The sequence below is a fragment of the Microbacterium sp. SW12 genome (assembly GCF_055391095.1).
Map to the genome: position 1 here is coordinate 1,423,570 of NZ_AP024335.1, position 18,611 is coordinate 1,442,180.

21 protein-coding genes and 1 pseudogene are annotated in these 18,611 nt (G+C 66.7%); 12 read left to right on the plus strand and 10 right to left on the minus strand.

What is annotated here, in order from left to right; genetic code table 11:
* Nucleotides 1-16 precede the first annotated feature (16 nt).
* Nucleotides 17-2,115, minus strand: a pseudogene (gene tkt / locus MICSW_RS07155) (transketolase).
* A 249-nt stretch (nucleotides 2,116-2,364) separates the two neighbouring features.
* Here tkt and MICSW_RS07160 point away from each other — a divergent pair.
* A complete protein-coding gene (locus MICSW_RS07160; RefSeq protein ID WP_464498119.1) occupies nucleotides 2,365-3,285 on the plus strand; it encodes a heme o synthase in 921 nt (306 codons plus the stop codon).
* A 93-nt stretch (nucleotides 3,286-3,378) separates the two neighbouring features.
* On the opposite strand, the gene MICSW_RS07165 is transcribed toward MICSW_RS07160, so the two are convergent.
* Together MICSW_RS07165 and MICSW_RS07170 are read right to left on the minus strand one after the other, a co-directional pair.
* Nucleotides 3,379-3,819: a dinucleotide-utilizing enzyme gene (locus MICSW_RS07165; RefSeq protein ID WP_228179034.1), complete on the minus strand. Its 441-nt coding sequence runs from the start codon at nucleotides 3,817-3,819 to the stop codon at nucleotides 3,379-3,381.
* Between the two features lie 90 nt (nucleotides 3,820-3,909).
* On the minus strand, nucleotides 3,910-4,899 hold the full coding sequence (locus MICSW_RS07170) for a COX15/CtaA family protein (protein ID WP_228179035.1): 990 nt from the start codon (nucleotides 4,897-4,899) through the stop codon (nucleotides 3,910-3,912).
* Between the two features lie 241 nt (nucleotides 4,900-5,140).
* Here MICSW_RS07170 and sufB point away from each other — a divergent pair, with 241 nt between their 5' ends.
* The 9 genes from sufB to MICSW_RS07215 all read left to right on the plus strand — a co-directional run bounded on the left by sufB (nucleotide 5,141) and on the right by MICSW_RS07215 (nucleotide 12,181).
* The gene (gene sufB, locus MICSW_RS07175) at nucleotides 5,141-6,559 is read left to right on the plus strand and encodes a Fe-S cluster assembly protein SufB (RefSeq protein ID WP_228179036.1); all 1,419 of its coding nucleotides are present in this window, start codon (nucleotides 5,141-5,143) and stop codon (nucleotides 6,557-6,559) included.
* A 1-nt stretch (nucleotide 6,560) separates the two neighbouring features.
* On the plus strand, nucleotides 6,561-7,751 hold the full coding sequence (gene sufD, locus MICSW_RS07180; RefSeq protein WP_292735720.1) for a Fe-S cluster assembly protein SufD: 1,191 nt from the start codon (nucleotides 6,561-6,563) through the stop codon (nucleotides 7,749-7,751).
* Complete coding sequence (locus tag MICSW_RS07185; RefSeq protein ID WP_228179038.1) at nucleotides 7,748-8,089, plus strand: non-heme iron oxygenase ferredoxin subunit; 342 nt, start codon at nucleotides 7,748-7,750, stop codon at nucleotides 8,087-8,089. The genes sufD and MICSW_RS07185 overlap by 4 nt, the downstream gene beginning before the upstream one ends.
* An 11-nt stretch (nucleotides 8,090-8,100) precedes the next feature.
* Nucleotides 8,101-8,871 carry a Fe-S cluster assembly ATPase SufC gene (gene sufC / locus MICSW_RS07190; protein ID WP_228179039.1) on the plus strand — a complete coding sequence of 257 codons (771 nt, stop codon included), beginning with the start codon at nucleotides 8,101-8,103 and terminating at the stop codon, nucleotides 8,869-8,871.
* A 9-nt stretch (nucleotides 8,872-8,880) separates the two neighbouring features.
* A complete protein-coding gene (locus tag MICSW_RS07195) occupies nucleotides 8,881-9,210 on the plus strand; it encodes a metal-sulfur cluster assembly factor (protein ID WP_195693758.1) in 330 nt (109 codons plus the stop codon).
* Nucleotides 9,211-9,269: 59 nt separating this feature from the next.
* On the plus strand, nucleotides 9,270-9,974 hold the full coding sequence (locus tag MICSW_RS07200; RefSeq protein WP_228179040.1) for a lysophospholipid acyltransferase family protein: 705 nt from the start codon (nucleotides 9,270-9,272) through the stop codon (nucleotides 9,972-9,974).
* Between the two features lie 67 nt (nucleotides 9,975-10,041).
* A complete protein-coding gene (locus MICSW_RS07205; RefSeq protein ID WP_228179041.1) occupies nucleotides 10,042-10,200 on the plus strand; it encodes a DUF5993 family protein in 159 nt (52 codons plus the stop codon).
* Nucleotides 10,200-10,790, plus strand: coding sequence for a disulfide bond formation protein B (locus MICSW_RS07210; protein ID WP_464498130.1), 591 nt, complete (start codon nucleotides 10,200-10,202; stop codon nucleotides 10,788-10,790). The genes MICSW_RS07205 and MICSW_RS07210 overlap by 1 nt, the downstream gene beginning before the upstream one ends.
* Nucleotides 10,791-11,026: 236 nt before the next feature.
* Entirely contained in the window at nucleotides 11,027-12,181 is a 1,155-nt protein-coding gene (locus MICSW_RS07215) for a MalY/PatB family protein (protein ID WP_464498132.1), read from the plus strand.
* 3 nt (nucleotides 12,182-12,184) lie between these two features.
* On the opposite strand, the gene MICSW_RS07220 is transcribed toward MICSW_RS07215, so the two are convergent.
* Nucleotides 12,185-12,823 carry a biotin transporter BioY gene (locus MICSW_RS07220; protein WP_228179044.1) on the minus strand — a complete coding sequence of 213 codons (639 nt, stop codon included), beginning with the start codon at nucleotides 12,821-12,823 and terminating at the stop codon, nucleotides 12,185-12,187.
* Between the two features lie 109 nt (nucleotides 12,824-12,932).
* On the opposite strand from MICSW_RS07220, the gene abc-f reads away from it, so the two are divergent.
* Entirely contained in the window at nucleotides 12,933-14,531 is a 1,599-nt protein-coding gene (gene abc-f, locus MICSW_RS07225; protein WP_228179097.1) for a ribosomal protection-like ABC-F family protein, read from the plus strand.
* A gap of 28 nt (nucleotides 14,532-14,559) precedes the next feature.
* Here abc-f and MICSW_RS07230 read toward each other — a convergent pair whose 3' ends face one another.
* From MICSW_RS07230 to MICSW_RS07245, 4 genes are read right to left on the minus strand one after another with little or no spacing between them, the layout of a single operon-like run.
* On the minus strand, nucleotides 14,560-15,420 hold the full coding sequence (locus MICSW_RS07230; RefSeq protein WP_228179045.1) for an SURF1 family cytochrome oxidase biogenesis protein: 861 nt from the start codon (nucleotides 15,418-15,420) through the stop codon (nucleotides 14,560-14,562).
* A complete protein-coding gene (locus tag MICSW_RS07235; RefSeq protein WP_228179046.1) occupies nucleotides 15,417-15,641 on the minus strand; it encodes a hypothetical protein in 225 nt (74 codons plus the stop codon). The genes MICSW_RS07230 and MICSW_RS07235 overlap by 4 nt, the downstream gene beginning before the upstream one ends.
* The gene (locus tag MICSW_RS07240) at nucleotides 15,631-16,002 is read right to left on the minus strand and encodes a DUF3099 domain-containing protein (RefSeq protein WP_267189799.1); all 372 of its coding nucleotides are present in this window, start codon (nucleotides 16,000-16,002) and stop codon (nucleotides 15,631-15,633) included. Before MICSW_RS07240 ends, MICSW_RS07235 begins: the two co-directional genes overlap by 11 nt.
* A 60-nt stretch (nucleotides 16,003-16,062) precedes the next feature.
* Nucleotides 16,063-16,506, minus strand: a complete 444-nt coding sequence (locus tag MICSW_RS07245; RefSeq protein ID WP_228179048.1) for a DUF4190 domain-containing protein — start codon at nucleotides 16,504-16,506, stop codon at nucleotides 16,063-16,065.
* A 142-nt stretch (nucleotides 16,507-16,648) separates the two neighbouring features.
* On the opposite strand from MICSW_RS07245, the gene fabG reads away from it, so the two are divergent.
* Complete coding sequence (gene fabG, locus MICSW_RS07250) at nucleotides 16,649-17,359, plus strand: 3-oxoacyl-ACP reductase FabG (protein WP_228179049.1); 711 nt, start codon at nucleotides 16,649-16,651, stop codon at nucleotides 17,357-17,359.
* A 46-nt stretch (nucleotides 17,360-17,405) separates the two neighbouring features.
* Here fabG and MICSW_RS07255 read toward each other — a convergent pair whose 3' ends face one another.
* Together MICSW_RS07255 and serB are read right to left on the minus strand one after the other, a co-directional pair.
* On the minus strand, nucleotides 17,406-17,900 hold the full coding sequence (locus MICSW_RS07255; RefSeq protein WP_347424470.1) for an alpha/beta fold hydrolase: 495 nt from the start codon (nucleotides 17,898-17,900) through the stop codon (nucleotides 17,406-17,408).
* Between the two features lie 69 nt (nucleotides 17,901-17,969).
* On the minus strand, nucleotides 17,970-18,605 hold the full coding sequence (serB, locus tag MICSW_RS07260) for a phosphoserine phosphatase SerB (RefSeq protein ID WP_228179051.1): 636 nt from the start codon (nucleotides 18,603-18,605) through the stop codon (nucleotides 17,970-17,972).
* Nucleotides 18,606-18,611: the final 6 nt, after the last annotated feature.

The following is an 18,611-nucleotide window of genomic DNA, read 5'->3' on the forward strand; positions in this document are numbered from 1 at the left end:
TGTGTGCAGCCGCGGCTCAGGCGCCGGCGGCGGCGATGGTCTCGTGGGCGGCGGTCACGACGGCTTCGGTCGTGATGCCGAACTTCTGGAAGAGCGTCTTGTAGTCAGCCGATGCACCGAAGTGCTCGATCGACACGGACCGGCCGGCGTCGCCGACGATCCCGCGCCACGGCATCGCCAGGCCTGCCTCGACCGAGACCCGCGCCTTGACGGATGCCGGCAGCACGCTCTCGCGGTATGCGTCGTCCTGCTCGGCGAACCACTCGAGCGACGGGGCTGACACAACCCGTGCGCCGATGCCCTGTTCGGCAAGCTGCTCGCGAGCAGCCACGGCGAGTTGAACCTCGGAGCCTGTCCCGATCAGGATCACATCGACGGCGCCGGTCGGCGAGTCGGCGAGCACGTACGCGCCCTTGGCGGCGAGGTCGGCCGAAGCGAACTCGTCGCCGGATGCCTCACCCTCGCCACGGGGGAACGTCGGAACGTTCTGGCGGGTCAATGCGATTCCCGCGGGGCCCCGTGGCGGCGCACGAGCTCGAGCCAGACGGCTGCTGTCTCGTTCGCGTCGGCCGGGCGCACAACAGCAAAGTTCGGGATCGCGCGGAGAGCGGCGAGCTGCTCGATCGGCTGGTGCGTCGGCCCATCTTCACCCAGGGCAACGGAGTCGTGCGTCCACACGAACAGCGTCGGGATGTTCATCAGCGCAGCAAGGCGCACCGGCGGGCGCATGTAGTCGCTGAAGATCAGGAACGTGCCACCGAACGGACGGGTCGGACCGTGCAGCACGATGCCGTTGAGGATCGACCCCATCGCGTGCTCGCGGATGCCGAAGTGCAGCACGCGGCCGTACGGGTTGCCCGACCACTCGTGCGTGGACCACTCCTCGGGGATGAACGACGCCGCATTCTTGATGGTCGTCAGGTTCGACTCCGCGAGGTCGGCTGAGCCGCCCCAGAGCTCCGGCAGCTCAGCGGCCAGCGCGTTGATGACCTGACCCGATGCGGCGCGGGTCGAGACATCCTTGCCTGCCTCGAACTGGGGGAGTGCGTCAGCGATGTCCGCGGGAAGTTCGCGAGCGTGAAGCCGGTCCCACAGCGCCTTGCGCTCGGGGTTAGCTGCGGCCCACGCGTCGAACTTCTCCTGCCATGCAGCCTTTTCGGCCTCGCCGCGCTCGACGAGCGAGCGGGTGTGGGCGATGACCTCGTCGGGAACGTCGAACGTCGTGTCGGGGTCCCAGCCGAGGACCTTCTTGGTCGCGGCGAGCTCTTCGCCGCCGAGCGCGGCGCCGTGGATCTTGCCGCTGTTCTGCTTGCCGGGGGAAGGCCAGCCGATGATCGTCTTGAGGATGATGATCGAGGGCTTGTCGGTGACGCCCTTGGCTTTCTCGATGGCGTCGTACAGCTCCTGCACGTCCTCGACGTACTCGCCCGACTTCTTCCAGTCGACGGTCTGCACGTGCCAGTCGTAGGCCTCGTAGCGCTTCGCGACATCCTCGGTCAGAGCGACGTTCGTGTCGTCTTCGATCGAGATCTGGTTCGAGTCATAGATGACGACGAGGTTGCCCAGCTGTTGGTGTCCAGCGAGCGAGGATGCCTCGCTCGTCACACCCTCTTCAAGGTCGCCGTCGGAGGCGATGACGTAGATGAAGTGGTCGAAGGGCGACTCGCCGGCCGGTGCCTCAGGGTCGAACAGACCTCGCTCGTACCGTGCTGCGTAGGCGAAACCAACCGAGGATGCCAGGCCCTGGCCGAGCGGTCCCGTCGTGATCTCCACACCCTTCGTGTGGCCGTACTCGGGGTGACCGGGGGTGAGAGATCCCCACGTGCGGAGCGCCTTCAGGTCATCGAGCTCGAGACCGAATCCGCCGAGGTAGAGCTGAATGTACTGCGTGAGCGAGGAGTGACCGCACGAGAGGATGAAACGGTCGCGGCCGGGCCAGTGCGTGTCAGCCGGGTCATGCTTCATGACGCGCTGATACAGCAGATACGCCGCGGGAGCGAGGCTCATCGCCGTCCCGGGGTGTCCGTTGCCGACTTTCTCCACGGCATCCGCCGCGAGAACGCGAGCGGTGTCCACCGCGCGCTTGTCGATCTCATCCCAACGCAGTTCCGTCACCGGATTGCCTTCCGTTCGAGAGGGGTGCGCCCTGAGACCACCGGTCCGCAGACCGCGTCACCACGGGAAGAGCAGCCGGCGCAGAGCGCGCGTGTGTTTTCAGCATAGCGATTCCGGTTCCCCCAGTGGGCCGTGTTTCGACGCCCCGCACCCCGGCCGCCGCGTGCCGTGCATGCTCCGCCGGCGCCTACCTCGCGTGGGGGATGCCATAGACTGGAAACCCCGGGTTGACGGCCGATAGTGAGGGCAATGGACATTTCCACGACGACGCGTGCGCAGCTCGCACCCGCCTCGTTCGGCCGCACCGTCCGCGCCTATATCGCCCTGACCAAGCCGCGCGTTCTCGAGCTGTTGCTGGTGACGACGGTTCCGGTCATGATCCTCGCGCAGCAGGGATTCCCGCCGCTGTGGCTGGTCGTCGCCACCGTGATCGGCGGCTCGGCAAGCGCCGGCTCGGCTGCCGCGTTCAACATGTACCTCGACCGCGATATCGACGCGCACATGCAGCGCACCGAGAATCGCCCGCTCGTCACCGGCGAGGTCTCGCCCCGGGGTGCACTGATCTTCGCCTGGTCGCTTGCTATCGCCTCGACGCTGTGGCTCGGCTTCACGACGAACTGGCTCGCCGCGGCGCTGTCGGCGGGTGCGATCTTCTTCTACGTCGTCATCTACACGATGATCCTCAAGCGCCGGACCGAGCAAAACATCGTGTGGGGCGGCATCGCCGGATGCTTCCCGGTGCTGATCGGCTGGAGTGCGGTCACCGGGACGCTTGCCTGGCCCGCGCTCATCCTGTTCTTGCTCGTGTTCCTGTGGACCCCGCCTCACTATTGGCCGCTCTCGATGAAGTACCGCGACCAGTACGACGAGGTCGAGGTTCCGATGCTGGGCGCCACGCGCTCTGGCTCGCAGGTCGGCCTTCAGGTCATCCTCTACGCATGGGCGACTGTCGTGACCTCGCTCCTCCTGATTCCTGTCGCCTCGATGGGGCTCGTCTACACGGCATCGGCGCTGGTGTTCGGTGGGTGGTTCATCTACGAGTCACACGTTCTCTACGCTCGCGCGGTGCGGGGCACGGAGCCACGGCCGATGCGTGTGTTCCACGCATCCATCACCTACTTGACGCTGCTGTTCGTCGCGATCGCTGTCGATCCGCTGCTCCCGTTCTGAGCGCGCCATCCCCGGGTGGCCCGCGGATAAGCGAAGGCCCTCTCGTCGAACGATGTTCGGCGGGAGGGCCTTCGCTATGAGCCGGCGCTAAGGTCAGCGGTTCTCGGGTGCGCCAGTGTCGCTCTGCGCTGCGGCCTCTGCCGCGGCACCGGGCGGGGCGGTGTCGGTCGTCGAGGTCTCGACGTCGGCATCCTCGAAGACAGGAGCCTGCTCGGCGACCGGAGCCGCCTCCTCGACGATGACGGTTTCTTCCACGATGGCGGTCTCGGCCGCGGGGGCGGGCAGAGCGGAGCGGAGGGCGGCGAGGGTCAGCACGAGCAGCAGACCGAGGATGCCGGCGCCCACCAGGACACCGCCGAATCCGATCCACGCAGGGCTCACGTAGACCTGCTCGTACGTCGCCGAACCATCCGCGAGCGTTGCGCTCATCTCGCTCACTTTGGTCAGCACGAGCCAGAGCCCGACGCCGATGCTGGCGAGGGAGGCGAGAAGCAGCACCCAGAAGGGAACGCTGCGGGCGAGACGATTGGTCATAGGGAAACTCCTGCGAAGGGATCGATGTCAGTCACGCCGAAGAGATCGGCGCGACCAGTCTGGTCCCTCGACGCGTGCCGTGTCGATGCGTCAGCTATGGATCGCCTGTGCGCCGACCGGGTCCGACGGCGTGAACTCGGCGACACGCGGCTGCTTGAGATTGAGGATGAGCGCCGTCATCGCGGCGGCCAGCAGCGATGCCAGCACCATGTGGATGCCCACGGCGATCGGGGGAAGTCCGTTACGGGCCTGGAAGAGGCCCACGGCGATCTGGATGATCTCGACCCCGAGCACCGTGAGGGTCCAACCGAACACGCGTGGCAGTTCCTGGCGCCGCCGGTAGGCGAAGCCCAGCAGCACCAGCGTCAGCGCGAACAGTGCGTACGACGGCCAGGCGTGGATGTGTTCGAGCAGCTCCGCATCGAAGCCGCTGCGAATGGCATCCTCGTCGCCCGAGTGGGGGCCGGCACCGGTGGTCAGGATGCCGAAGAAGATCGTCAGGGCCAGCACAGCCGTGGCCACGTGGGCCCACAGTGCGTGAGCACGCGTCACAGCGCGAGCGCGCGGGCCCCCCGGCGTGCGCATGAGCACGAGGAACGCGGCACACACGGCCACGAGGATGACCGAGGCGACATAGTGGAAGCCGACGATGAACGGGTTGAGCCCGGTGAGCACGGTGATGCCGCCGACAAGAGCCTGCGCGACCACGCCCAGCACCACCACCAGGGCAAGAACGAAAAGGTCGCGGCGCTCCCGGCGCATCTTCAGCACGAAGACCAACACGATGATCGCGAGGATGCCGACAAGACCTGTCAGGGTGCGGTTGCCGAATTCGATGAACCCGTGAATACCCATTTCCGGCGTGTTGACGATCGACTCCGCGGTGCAGGTGGGCCAGGTCGGGCACCCCAGGCCCGAGCCGGTCAGACGCACCGCGCCCCCGGTCCCGATGATCAGCACCTCGGCGAGAAACGACAACCACGCGGCGACCCGGACGCGCCGATCGACGTGGTCAGGCAACCATGCCCAGAACCTCCCGAATAGCGAAACGCGGGCGGGGGACGGGGACGGTGCGGACACGGTCTTCACTCCTGGGATCGCCCTGTGGGGGCGCGGCGTGCTCGGCCCGGGGCTGGGTCGATGCCTGTAGACTCGAAGGGTCTGATTCCGCGGAGAAATGCCGCAGGATCATCACCAGTCTAGGCGCGAGAATTCGCCGAAGACGTGAAAGGGCCCGTAAGCGACATCCCCTCCGGTACTCCGCCGGGGGCGACGGATGTCGGTGCGGATGACACCGCAATGGCCGCGAAGGAGAAAACCGATGTCCGATGTGCTGATCGAGCGTCCCGAACTCGAAAGCCTGGGAGTCTACGAGTTCGGCTGGCACGACACCGACGCCGCCGGCGCGGTGGCTCAGCGCGGAATCAACGAGGACGTGGTCCGTGGGATCTCCTCGTTGAAATCCGAGCCGGAGTGGATGCTGAAGACCCGACTGAAGGGCCTGCAGCTCTTCGGCCGCAAACCCATGCCCACCTGGGGTGCCGACCTCAGCGCGATCGACTTCGACAACATCAAGTACTTCGTGCGCTCCACCGAGAAGCAGGCGCAGAGCTGGGAAGACCTCCCCGAAGAGATCCGGAACACCTACGAGAAGCTGGGTATCCCCGAGGCCGAGCGCCAGCGCCTTGTGGCGGGCGTCGCGGCGCAGTACGAGTCCGAGGTCGTCTACCACCAGATCCGCGAGGACCTCGAGGCGCAGGGTGTCATCTTCATGGACACCGACACGGCGCTGCGCGAGCACCCCGAGTTCTTCGAGGAGTACTTCGGCACCGTCATCCCCGCCGGTGACAACAAGTTCGCGGCCCTCAACACCGCCGTGTGGTCGGGCGGGTCATTCGTCTACGTGCCGCCCGGGGTGCACGTCGAGATTCCGCTGCAGGCCTACTTCCGGATCAACACCGAGAACATGGGCCAGTTCGAGCGGACGCTGATCATCGCCGACGAGGGCTCATACGTCCACTACATCGAGGGCTGCACGGCCCCGATCTACAAGAGCGACTCCCTGCACTCGGCAGTCGTCGAGATCATCGTGAAGAAGAACGCCCGCGTGCGCTACACGACGATCCAGAACTGGTCGAACAACGTCTACAACTTGGTCACCAAGCGCGCCGTCGCCCACGAGGGCGCCACGATGGAATGGATCGACGGCAACATCGGCTCCAAGGTGACGATGAAGTACCCGTCGGTCTTCCTGATGGGGGAGCACGCGAAGGGCGAGACCCTCTCGGTCGCCTTCGCCGGCCCCGGGCAGCACCAGGATGCCGGCGCGAAGATGATCCACATGGCGCCGTACACGACGTCCTCGATCGTCTCGAAGTCCATCGCCCGAGGCGGCGGTCGCGCGGGGTACCGGGGCGAGGTCCGGGTCGACCCGAATGCCCACCACTCCGCCAACACGGTTCGCTGTGACGCGCTGCTGGTCGATACCGTTTCCCGCTCCGACACCTACCCGGCTATCGACATCCGCGTCGACGACGTGCAGTTGGGACACGAGGCGACAGTCTCGCGGGTCAGTGAAGAGCAGCTCTTCTACCTGCAGTCCCGGGGGCTTCCCGAGGACGAGGCGATGGCAATGATCGTTCGTGGATTCATCGAGCCCATCGCTCGCGAACTGCCCATGGAGTACGCCCTCGAACTGAACAAGCTCATCGAGATGAGCATGGAAGGCAGCGTCGGCTGAGATGACGACTACCGCACAGGCGTCGGCGACGGCGCCCGGATCGACCGCGCACACCGACGGGGGCTGGGACCTCGTTCCCGTCCAGACCCGCTCCGAACGCCCGCGCTCGTACGAGCCCTCGGCGTTCGGTGCACCGACCGGGCGCGAAGTCAACTGGAAGCACAGCCCCATCGCGGCTGTCGCTCCGCTGTTCGCCGACGAGCCCGGCGACGAAGGCGCTGTCGGCATCACGGTGACGGGCCCGCTCGCGGCAGCCGGCCTCGCTGTCGGCGAGTCACCGCGCGGCGAAGCCTTCGTGCCCGAGGATCTGCCGAGCGCAATCGCCTGGCAGCGCTCCGCGCAAGCGCTCTATCTGAAGGTGCCGGCCGATGCCGAACTCGATGAGCCCGTCGAAGTAGTCTTCACGGGCTCCGGCGCCCAACTCCGCGCCCACTCCCACGTAGTGATCGAAGCTGCCCCGCACTCGCGTGCGACTGTCGTGCTTCGCCACGAAGGGTCGGCCCAGTTCGCGCAGAACGTCGAGATCATCGTCCGTGACGGTGCCAGCCTCACGCTGATCTCGCTGCAGCGGTGGGACGACGATGCGGTGCACGTCGCCGCGCACCAGGCTGTCGTGGGACGCGACGCGACCCTCCGGCACACCGTCGTGAGCCTCGGTGGCGCGGTAGTGCGGGTGAACCCCTCCGTCGATCTCGCCGGCGCCGGATCCGAGGGCAAGGTCTACGGTCTGTCGTTCGCTGACTCCGGTCAGCACCTTGAGAGCCAGGTGTACGTCCACCACCGCGGCCCGAACACGAGTGCCGACGTGCTCTACAAGGGAGCCCTGCAGGGCTCGAGCGCACGCAGCGTCTGGGTCGGGGACGTGCTCATCGGGCGCGAGGCCGTCGGCACCGATTCCTACGAAGCCAACCGCAACCTCGTGCTCACCGACGGTGCCCGCGCCGACTCGATCCCGAATCTCGAGATCGAGACCGGCGACATCCAGGGTGCCGGACACGCCAGCGCCACCGGTCGTTTCGACGACGAGCAGCTCTTCTACCTGCAGGCGCGAGGTATCCCCGAAGACGAAGCCCGCCGGCTCGTGGTGATCGGATTCCTCAGCGACATCATCCAGCGCCTCGGCATCCCCGAGCTCGAGGCTGAACTCACCGAGGCGGTCACCGCCGAACTCGAACAGGAGGCGGCTGCGTGAGCGCCACCCGCGTGTGCTCGCTGAGCGAGCTGGAACAGGACGCTGCCAAGCGCGTCGTGATCGACGGTGTTGCGATCGCTGTCGTCAAAGACTCCAACGGTGACGTGCACGCCATCGGCGATACCTGCACACACGGTGACATTTCGCTCTCCGACGGCTTCGTCGAGGGCGAGACATTGGAATGCTGGGCCCACGGCTCAGCGTTCTCGCTTCTGACGGGCCGCCCCCTGAACCTTCCCGCGTACGAGCCGGTGCCGGTGTACGAGGTCACGATCGAGGGCGACGACGTCCTGATCGACCCGGCCGTCACCAAGGCCGTCACCCCAGACATCCACTGAAAAGGAACCCCATGGCTGTTCTCGAGATCCGCGACCTGCACGTCACGGTCGACACGGATGCCGGAGAGACCGAGATCCTCAACGGCATGACCCTCACGATTCGGACGGGGGAGACCCACGCGATCATGGGCCCCAACGGGTCGGGCAAGTCGACCCTCGCGTACACGATCGCCGGGCACCCCAAGTACACCGTGACAAGCGGCTCGATCACGCTCGACGGTGAAGACGTCCTCGAGATGTCGGTCGACGAGCGCGCGCGCGCCGGTCTCTTCCTCGCGATGCAGTACCCCGTCGAGATCCCCGGCGTGACGGTGACGAACTTCCTGCGCACGGCGAAGTCCGCCATCGACGGGCAGGCGCCCTCGATCCGCACGTGGACCAAGGACGTCAAGAAGGCCATGGCGGACCTCCGTATGGACGAGAAGTTCGCGCAGCGAAACGTCAACGAGGGCTTCTCGGGCGGCGAGAAGAAGCGCCACGAGATCCTGCAGCTCGAGCTGCTGAAGCCGAAGATCGCTGTGCTCGATGAGACCGACTCGGGTCTCGACGTCGATGCCCTGAAGGTCGTCTCGGAGGGCGTCAACCGTGCCAAGGCCGAGACCGACATGGGCGTGCTACTGATCACGCACTACACCCGCATCCTTCGTTACATCCACCCCGACTTCGTGCACGTCGTCGTCGGCGGACGCATCGTCGAAGAGGGCGGGCCGGAGCTTGCCGACCGGCTCGAGGCCGAGGGATACGATCGCTTTCTCGAGCCCGCCGCCGGATCCGGCGCCTAGGATCAAGTCATGACCGCGACTCTCAGCCCTGAGAAGTTCGACGAGGTCACCGAGGCCCTCAAGGACGTCATGGATCCCGAACTCGGGATCAATGTCGTCGACCTCGGACTGATCTACGACCTCAGCTGGGATGACGAGAACGACGCTCTCGTCATCCACATGACGCTGACCTCCGCCGGGTGCCCGCTCACCGACGTCCTCGAAGAGCAGACGGCGCAGGCCCTCGACGATGTCGTGGAACGCTTCCGTATCAACTGGGTGTGGATGCCGCCGTGGGGCCCCGAGCGCATCACCGACGATGGTCGCGACATGATGCGTGCCCTCGGCTTCGCCATCTGATCGGCTCCTCCTTCCGGGCGTGCCATCACGCCGTGTTCTGCCGCCGATAGGGTGGCGGGGTGACAGATCCCGCTCCGCCCCGCCGTGTCTCCCGGCCAGGATTCATCTACTTCCTCGGGCGGGTCGTCCTCCGCCCGCTGTTCTGGATCCTGTACCGGCCGCGCATCGTCGGTCGGGGAAACGTGCCCCCGCGCGGACCCGTCCTGCTCGCGAGCAATCACCTCTCTTCTCTCGATACCGTCATCATCCCTACGTCCGCCGCGCGACCTGTCCAGTTCCTCATCAAGTCGTCGTACTTCACCGGGTCCGGGCTGCTCGGACGGTTCATGCGCTGGTTCTTCACGTCGATCGGCGGGGTGCCGGTGTACCGCGCAACGGGACGCGATGCGCGCGCGGCACTCGAGGCCGGTGCCAGCATCCTTCGAGCCGGCAGCGTCTTCGCCGTTTTCCCCGAGGGCACCCGCTCGCGCGACGGCAGACTGCACGAGGGGCACGGGGGAGCGGCATGGATGGCGTACGACACCGGCGCGACGGTCGTCCCCGTGGGGTTGATCGGTACCGGCACCGTCAAGCCCTTCAGCCACCTGGTGCCGGGAAGGTCTCGAATCGAGGTGCATTTCGGTGAGCCGCTCGACCTCTCCGATCTCGATGGCGTTCCGGCAGGCAAAGCCCGGCGGCAGATCACCGAGCGCACGATGAACGCGATCGCAGCCCTCAGCGGTCAAGAGCGTTCCGGCGAGGTGAACGCGAGCTCGCGCGACTGAACGTCGGACGGCTCGCCGGCTCCGCGCGCTATGGCTCCCGAGCTGGAGCCCCCGCTACGTTGAGGGCGTGGACACCCTCATCTTCGGCGTGCTGCTCGCGGTAGCCCTCATCATCATCTTCTCCAAGAGTCGGTGGCTGGTCATCGGCTCCTGGGCCGTCGCCGCGCTTGCCGTGATCGGGCTGTTCGCCTACCACGCGAACGACGTGTTGGAGTTGAGCTTCTGATGTCCGCCTCGATCGTGGTTCGCAAACTTTCGTTCTGGGCCTTCGTGGCCTTCCTCGTGGCCTATGTCGGCATCCTGTCGATGGCGATGTTCGTCTTCCAATTCGGGCTCGGCGAACTGCCGTGCCCGCTGTGCATCCTGCAGCGGATGGGCATGATGTTGGCGAGCCTCGGAGCGCTGTACGTCGTGGTGAGGGCGCTGCGCGGCGAGCTTCTGCTGCGCGAACTCGCGACCGGCCTGGGGCTAGCGATCCTCGGTGCCGTCGTGGGCGCGGCGATCTCGATCAGACAGATTCTGCTGCACATCCTGCCCGGTGACCCCGGGTACGGCGAGGCGGTTCTGGGGCTGCACCTGTACACGTGGGCGCTGATCACCTTCGTCGTCGTGATCGTGTTCGCCGGCGTCGTGGCGGTGTTCGCGCAGGATGTCGTGCCGGTCGCCCCGACCACCCCGTGGCTGCGCATTCTCGCGTGGGTCGTGGTGTGGGCGTTCGTCGCCACGATCGCGATCAACCTCGTCGTTGTGTTCGCGGAGGAGGGCTTCAACTGGGTTCTTCCCGACGATCCGTCGCGGTACCTTCTGTTCGGCTGAGTCTGCTGTGTGCCGCTACGCGGCTGAGTCTGATGTGTGCCGCTATGCGGCTGAGTCTGATGTGTGCCGCTATGCGGCTGGGTCTGATGTCCGCCGCTCCGCGGGGTGCCGTCCTCGGGGACATGCCCTCGCGGGCTGCGCCCGCTCCCGCCAGACCCGGTGCCAGCCCCGAGGACGGCACCCCGCTGCGCGGCTGCGCCCGGACAGGTTCGGGCTTGCAACGCTAGGCTCGGAGGATGACCGCGAGCCCACTTCAGGCCCTCCCGATCGAGCGACTGCGCGAGCGGACGAGCACGAAATGGCGCGCCTACCCGGCCGATGTGCTGCCGTTGTTTGTGGCTGAGACAGACTTCCCGCTCGCACCGGCGATCACGGCGCGTCTGAGGGCAGCAGTCGAGATCGGTGACACGGGGTATACGCCGCCGAAGCCGGGGATCGCTGAGGCTTACGCCGGTTTCGCGCGGCGGCGCTACGGCTGGGAGATCGACCCCGCGCACGTTCGCTCGACGGGCGACGTCGTCATGGGTCTCGTCGAGATCCTCAGACCCACAATCTCACCCGGGGACCGCGTCGTCATCACGCCCCCGGTGTATCCGCCGTTCTACGACCTCATCCCGGAAGCGGGGGGAGTCGTCGAGACAGTGCCGCTGCTCGCGGATGCCGGATACACGCTTGATCTGGCCGGCATCGAGGCGGCACTGGCCGGAGGCGCCCGCGCGGTTCTGCTGTGCAACCCGCACAACCCGACGGGAACAGTGCACTCCCGCGAGACGCTCGCAGAACTCGCCGAGATCGCCGCACGCCACGGCGCGATCGTCGTCAGTGACGAAATTCATGCACCCCTGGTGCATGCGCCGGCGACGTTCACACCGTTCCTCAGCGCATCTCCGGTTGCGGCATCCGTCGGATACGCCGTGGCGAGCGCAAGCAAAGCCTTCAATCTCGCTGGTCTGAAGTGCGCGCTGATGTCGACCGCCGCTGACCACACGCGCCGGGTCGTGCAGGGGCTCCCGAAGGAAGTCGAGTGGCGAACTGGTCACTTCGGCGCACTGGCAGGCGTTGCGGCCTTCTCGCCCGAGAGCGATGAGTGGCTGGATGCGTTACTCGCCGCGCTCGACGCGAACCGGCACCTCCTCGCCGACCTGCTCGCCGAGCACGTACCGGCGGCGCGGTATGCGATCCCCGATGCGGGGTACCTTGCCTGGGTCGATCTGTCGGGCCTGGGGTGGGGTGAGGACCCCGCAGAGCGGATTCTCACCGAGGCGCGAGTCGCGGTCCACCACGGTCCGACCTTCGGTGACGAGGGTCGAGGGTTCGTGAGGGTCAACTTCGGGTGCTCGCCGGAGGTTCTGCGCGAGGCGATCGAGCGGATCGGCGAGCTCTCCCGCTGAACCTCAGCGCTTCTTGGCGGTGTCGATCCGGCGCACGAGCGCCCATGCGCCGGGGATCAGGAGCGCCGCAAAGCCCGCCTTGATCAGGCCGGGAACGATGAACGGCCATAGGCCCGCATTGAGCACCTCAGCTGGCGAGATCGTCTGGCCCATGACTGTCGACAGAATGAAGGCCATGTAGGGCACGCCGATGACGAACGGGATGACACTGGCGATCACGAACCCCGCGAAGGCGAGGAGGGGCTTGCGATCCCAAGCACGCTCAGCGAACCATCCGGCGACGAACGCCGCCGGGATGAAGCCCAGGATGAACCCGAACGAGGGAGCCAGCAGGTAGGCCGGGCCTGCGACCGGTCCGGCGAACACCGGCAGACCGAGAAGGCCGACGAACATGTAGGTCGTCATCGTGGCAGCGCCGCGCGCGGACCCCAGCGCAGCGCCGACGAGGATGACGCCGAGGGTCTGCCCCGTGATCGGGATCGGCCCGATGAAGAACGACACTTTCGCCAGCAACGCCACGACGGCGACTCCCGCCAGCACGAGGCCGGCGTCGATGGCGAACGCCCGCGCCCGCGACGAGGGCCGGGCGATGATGTCGGCGAGAACCCGGGTGTGCGTGGCCGGTGCGGCGGCAGTCGTCATGGTGCTCCTTGGTCAGTTGAATCCAGGCGGCGAAGTATTGCGACTTATACTAGGGGGCTGGCCATCGGCCCCCTTGTACCCTTCTCACCGAATGAAACGGAGCTTTGCTGTGCTCTCCGTGCACGACCTCGAGATTCGCGTGGGCGCCCGGGTGCTCATGTCGGACGTCACGTTCCGCGTGGGCGCGGGCGACAAGGTCGGGCTCGTGGGTCGCAATGGTGCCGGCAAGACGACTCTCACGAAAGTGCTCTCGGGCGACCTTCTGCCGGCTGCGGGTCGCGTCGATCGCAGCGGCGAACTCGGGTACCTGCCCCAGGACCCGCGCTCGGGTAATCCCGAGGATCTCGCCCGCACCCGCATCCTCGACGCGCGGGGGCTCGGCCAGCTCGCCATCGGGATGCACGAGGCAAGCCTCGCGATGGGCGATGACGATGCCGATGTCGCCGCGCGCGCCATGCGCCGCTACGGGTCGCTCACCGAGCGCTTCGAGGCTCTCGGCGGGTACGCCGCCGAGGCCGAGGCAGCCTCGATCGCCCACAACCTGGCATTGCCCGACCGCATCCTCGACCAACCGCTCAGTACGCTGTCGGGTGGTCAGCGCCGACGCATCGAACTTGCCCGCATCCTCTTCTCGGACGCGCAGACGATGATCCTCGACGAGCCGACGAACCACTTGGATGCCGACAGTGTCGTGTGGCTGCGGGAGTTCCTGAAGAACTACAAGGGCGGTCTGATCGTCATTTCGCACGATGTCGAACTCGTCGGCGAGACCGTCAACCGCGTCTTCTACCTCGACGCAAACCGTCAGGTCATCGACATCTACAACATGTCGTGGAAGAACTACCTGCGCCAACGTGTGGCCGACGAGGAGCGCCGCAAGAAGGAGCGCGCCAACGCCGAAAAGAAGGCCACTGCGCTCCAGCAGCAGGCGGCGAAGTTCGGGGCCAAGGCCACGAAGGCTGCTGCTGCGCACCAGATGCTTGCACGTGCCGAGAAGCTTCTCTCGGGCCTCGACGAGGTGCGGCAAGAGGACCGCGTCGCCAAACTCCGCTTCCCGAAGCCGGCAGCGTGCGGCAAGACGCCACTCATGGCATCCGGGCTTTCGAAGTCGTACGGGTCCCTGGAGATCTTCACGGATGTCGACCTGGCGATCGACCGCGGATCGAAGGTGGTCGTGCTCGGACTCAACGGTGCCGGCAAGACGACGCTGCTGCGCATCCTCGCCGGAGTGGACCGTCCCGATACCGGACAGGTCGAGCCCGGACACGGACTGAAGATCGGGTACTACGCGCAGGAGCACGAGAACCTCGATGTGGGCCGCTCGGTGCTCGACAACATGATGTCCGCGGCGCCGGACATCACCGCTACCGAGGCACGCAAGGTTCTCGGGTCGTTCCTGTTCACGGGAGACGACGTGCTCAAGCCCGCCGGGGTGCTTTCGGGCGGGGAAAAGACCCGCCTGTCGCTGGCGACGCTGGTCGTTTCTAGTGCCAACGTGCTGCTCCTTGACGAGCCGACCAACAACCTCGACCCGGCATCCCGCGACGAGATCCTGGGCGCGTTGGCACATTACGAGGGCGCAGTCATCCTGGTCTCTCACGACGAGGGTGCTGTGGAGGCGCTGAACCCCGAGCGGGTGCTTATTCTTCCCGACGGCGTCGAAGACATCTGGGGTCGCGACTACATCGACCTCATCACGCTCGCCTGAGGCTTCGCCTCGCAGGCGCGCTCGCGCCCTACTGAGGGAGTCGGTCGAGGATCTCGTCTTCCTCGGCCATGTCGCGGTCGCGCCGGCGCTGGCCTCGCGGGGGGCGAGGGGTGTCGTCGGTCTCCTCTCGGCGGTGACGGACCTCGGTGCGGATGACGTAGCCGATGAAGAAGAACCCCATCACGGCGAACAGGATCCACTGGATCGCATACGACAGGTAGGGCCCGGGGTCCTCAGAGGGGGATTCCAGCTGATTGGGTACGGATGCTGCAGCCGGAGTCTCCGAGACCATGACGCCATACGCGCTTGTGATGAAAGCGGGGTCGCCGCCGAGAGCTTCAGCGATAAGCGGCAGGTGGATCGTCGGCACTTGACCCTCGGGGGCCTCGGTACGTCCCGATCGGGGGAGCGACTCTCCCGGTCGCAGCCGTGCGATCACGTCGATGGTGCCCGCAGGGGGTGCGGGGACCGCACTCGGATCGCTGTCTTCGGCGGGGGGAACCCAGCCGCGGTTGATGAGTAGGATTCGGCCGTCCGTCGTCTGGAACGGCACCAGGACCTCGAAGGCGGCAGTCCCGCCGTGCGGGCGGTTCCTTACCAGCACTGTGTCGTCGACCAGATAGGTTCCCTGGAGCGCCACCGGGTGCCATTCGTTGTCGACCGGCAGATCTCCCGTCTCGGGCACCAGATCATCGAGCGCCGCAGGCTCGGCGTCGTAGTTGGCCTCGACGAGAGCAAGCTGCTGCGAGCGCTCAGCGTTGCGGGTGAACTGCCAGTTGGAGAGGAATCCGCACGCTATCGCGAACAGCACCGCGATGCCGATGTACGCCGTCCAGCGCACCGCCGCTGGCGCCTTGTGCTCTGCCGCAGGCGCCTTGTGCTCACTCACGCCTGTTCCGCCGCGAAAGCTTCCACGCTGAGGGGAAACGAGCGCGCAGCGAGGAACTCTCGCAGGTAGCCGACGTGCTCATCGCAGGCAAGCCACGTCTTGCTGCGATCTCCCTTGTGGATTCGGGGGTTTCGCCATCGGATGCTCCACTGCGCATCCTCGCGGCATCCGGCGCGTGAACAGATCGTCTCTGGGCCCGCGGTCGGGGATTCAGTCGTCACCCGCGTCCTCCTGCCGACTCTCGTCGATCCGGATGACTTGCGGTGCCGCCGGCGAAGGCGAAGCTGAAGTCTGGCCCGGCGCCGGCGCCTCGATCATGCGTTCGGGCCCGAGCGCCGTGGGTGCGGTCATGTCTGCGCTGACATTGGCGATGACAACAGCGAGATACGGAAGGAAGATCGCCATGGCCGCGAAGACCCAGGTGTACCAGCTGTAGGGCGTCACGAACAGGACGAGGCCGAGGCAGACGAGACGGATCGCCATCATCACGAGATACGTCGTCGACCGCTTGCCTGCGTCCTCTTTCGGCGCCCGGGGGAGGGACGTCGCCGGTTGCGGTTTGGCAGATGATTTCACGGTCATACCAGATTACGCCGCGCCGCCCCGACGGGATCCGTCGGGGCGACGCTTGTGACGTGACGGTTAGGACGAATAACCCATCTCGCGCGCGTTCGCGAAGATGACTCCGAACCATGCGATGAACAAGATGATGCCGAGGATCGCCAGTCCCAACGTCACCCAACCGATGATGACTCCGGCAAGTCCGAGCCCGCGGCCGCCCTCACCCGTCTGCTTGATCTGGCTGAGCGACATGTGGCCGGTGATGATGCCGACGATCTGGCCGATGACGGGGATCACGAAGACACCCACGAGCGATGACACGAGGGACACGATCGCCAGCGTGTTGGTCTTGGGGCCTTGCGGGTACGCGGTGTAGGCGGGCGCTGCCCCGTAGGCAGGCGGAGCTGCCGGCGCGCCGTAGGCCGGAGGTGCGGGCGGGGCCGGCGGCGGGTAGGAAGCAGGTGGTGCCGGAGCTGCCGCGGGCGGCTGTTCCTCGGGGGCTGCGGGGGTGTTCTGGTCGCTCACGGTTCGGCCTTTCTGACACGCATCCGCACGATCGTTCGTGCTGCCACCAGCGTTCCAGTAGCCCCGTGGCGTGTCAACGTGGACGGTAGTCTGGGTCGGTCCTGCCCGCGCAGCGGGTCGAATCGACCGCAGGAGATGCTTCATGTCCACCGATCACGTCGTTCTCGTCACCGGAGGCAATCGCGGCATCGGTCGCTCCATCGCCGAGCGTTTCGTCGCGGAGGGGTACCCGGTCGCCGTGACCGCCCGCTCCGGAGAGGGCCCCGCCGGCACGCTGACGGTGCGCGCCGATGTGACGGATGCCGCGGCCGTCGACGCCGCGTTCTCGGAGGTCGAGGAAAAGCTCGGACCGGTGACGATCGTGGTGGCCAATGCGGGCGTCACGAAGGACACCCTGCTGTTGCGTATGAGCGAAGACGACTTCGATTCGGTCGTGGCGACGAATCTCGGTGGCGCATTCCGTGTCGTCAAGCGTGCGGCGAAGGGCATGCTGCGCGCTAAGTGGGGACGGGTCATCCTGATCTCGAGCGTTGTCGGCCTCTACGGCTCGCCGGGCCAGATCAACTACGCGTCATCCAAGAGCGGGCTCGTCGGGTTCGCGCGGTCGCTGACACGGGAGCTCGGCGGTCGCGCTATCACCGCCAACGTGGTGGCCCCCGGCTTCATCGAGACCGACATGACCGCCGAGCTCCCGGACGAGACGCAGGCGCAGTACAAAGCGACGATCCCCGCGGGCCGGTTCGCGACCCCAGACGAGGTGGCCGGTGTGGTCACGTGGCTCGCCTCAGACAACGCCGCCTACATCTCGGGAGCGGTCATCCCGGTCGATGGCGGCCTGGGTATGGGGCACTGACGCAGTTCAGTCCTCCCGGATGGCGGCAATGAGCATTCTGGCGAGCTCATCGGGCACCGAGAACTGCGGCCAGTGACCCGAGTCGATCTCGACGATCGACCAGGGCCCGCTGTGCCACCGCGACTCGCACCGCCTCGGAGAGGTCGCGGATCTCGCGCTCTTCGAACGTGTCCCATCCGGGGAAGGGCGCAACTCCGTCCACGATGGGGAACTCCCGAATCATCCCGCCAGGGGTGGGCGGAAGCGTGTCGACCAGGATCACGCGCCCCACACGATCCACACGCCGGTCTGCCGCACCCCACGCGACGTTGCCCCCGCCACTGTGACCGACGAGCACGACATCGCCGTCGAGCTGGTCGATCAGATCGACCACAGCACCCACCCACTCGGTGATGCCGATCTCTCCGGACCGGTCGGCCGGTTCGCCCACACCCGGAAGCGTCACGGAGTGCGGTTCGTGGCCTGCTTCGCGAAGCGCAGGAATGACGTCGTCCCACGATGACGCGTCCAGCCAGAGGCCGGGAATCAGGATGATGTGCATAGCGGCAACGCTAGCGCCGGCATCCGACACCGATCAGGACCCTGCCCGCGCTTCGCTCTCGGAGTGCTTTCAGCGGGGGAGGAGGGGGAGGATCTCGCGCAGGTCGACCGGGTCGACCACGACGTTGGCACGCTCACGGACTGCGGGCTTCGCGTTGAACGCCACGCCGAGGCCCGCCGTCGCCATCATTCGAAGGTCGTTGGCGCCATCGCCCACCGCGATCGTCTGCGCCAAGGCGAGGCCGAGTGAGCCCGCCCACTCCCGCAGGGTTGCGGCCTTGCCCTCAGCATCAACGATCTCGCCTTCTACGGTTCCACTCAGGGTGTCGTCCGAAGCGGCAAGGCGGTTCGCCCGCCAACGGTCCACCCCGAGCCTGGGCGCGACATGATCGAGGACCTCGTGAAAACCGCCGGATACGACACCGACCACGCCGCCGCGCTCGTGGACGCCGGCGATGAACTCGGATGCGCCCAGTGTCGGCTCGACGCGCGCCAGCACGCGCTCGAACGCCTCCAGCGGTACTCCCGTCAGAGCGGCCACGCGGGTTCGCAGGCTCGCGGCGAAGTCAACCTCGCCGCGCATCGCTGCCTCCGTCGCGGCAGCGACCTCTGCGCCGCGACCCGCCTCATCGGCGATGAGCTCGATCACCTCATTACGCAGCAGCGTCGAATCGGCATCGAGAACGACAAGGAAGCGGGCTGGCATCACCCG

Coding starts and splice junctions, on each gene's coding strand:
- MICSW_RS07160 (WP_464498119.1), top strand. CDS start 2,365: ATGGACATTTCCACGACGACGCGTGCGCAGCTCGCACCCGCCTCGTTC.
- MICSW_RS07165 (WP_228179034.1), bottom strand. CDS start 3,819: ATGACCAATCGTCTCGCCCGCAGCGTTCCCTTCTGGGTGCTGCTTCTC.
- sufB (WP_228179036.1), top strand. CDS start 5,141: ATGTCCGATGTGCTGATCGAGCGTCCCGAACTCGAAAGCCTGGGAGTC.
- sufD (WP_292735720.1), top strand. CDS start 6,561: ATGACGACTACCGCACAGGCGTCGGCGACGGCGCCCGGATCGACCGCG.
- sufC (WP_228179039.1), top strand. CDS start 8,101: ATGGCTGTTCTCGAGATCCGCGACCTGCACGTCACGGTCGACACGGAT.
- MICSW_RS07195 (WP_195693758.1), top strand. CDS start 8,881: ATGACCGCGACTCTCAGCCCTGAGAAGTTCGACGAGGTCACCGAGGCC.
- MICSW_RS07210 (WP_464498130.1), top strand. CDS start 10,200: ATGTCCGCCTCGATCGTGGTTCGCAAACTTTCGTTCTGGGCCTTCGTG.
- MICSW_RS07215 (WP_464498132.1), top strand. CDS start 11,027: ATGACCGCGAGCCCACTTCAGGCCCTCCCGATCGAGCGACTGCGCGAG.
- MICSW_RS07220 (WP_228179044.1), bottom strand. CDS start 12,823: ATGACGACTGCCGCCGCACCGGCCACGCACACCCGGGTTCTCGCCGAC.
- MICSW_RS07240 (WP_267189799.1), bottom strand. CDS start 16,002: ATGACCGTGAAATCATCTGCCAAACCGCAACCGGCGACGTCCCTCCCC.
- fabG (WP_228179049.1), top strand. CDS start 16,649: ATGTCCACCGATCACGTCGTTCTCGTCACCGGAGGCAATCGCGGCATC.
- MICSW_RS07255 (WP_347424470.1), bottom strand. CDS start 17,900: ATGCACATCATCCTGATTCCCGGCCTCTGGCTGGACGCGTCATCGTGG.
- serB (WP_228179051.1), bottom strand. CDS start 18,605: ATGCCAGCCCGCTTCCTTGTCGTTCTCGATGCCGATTCGACGCTGCTG.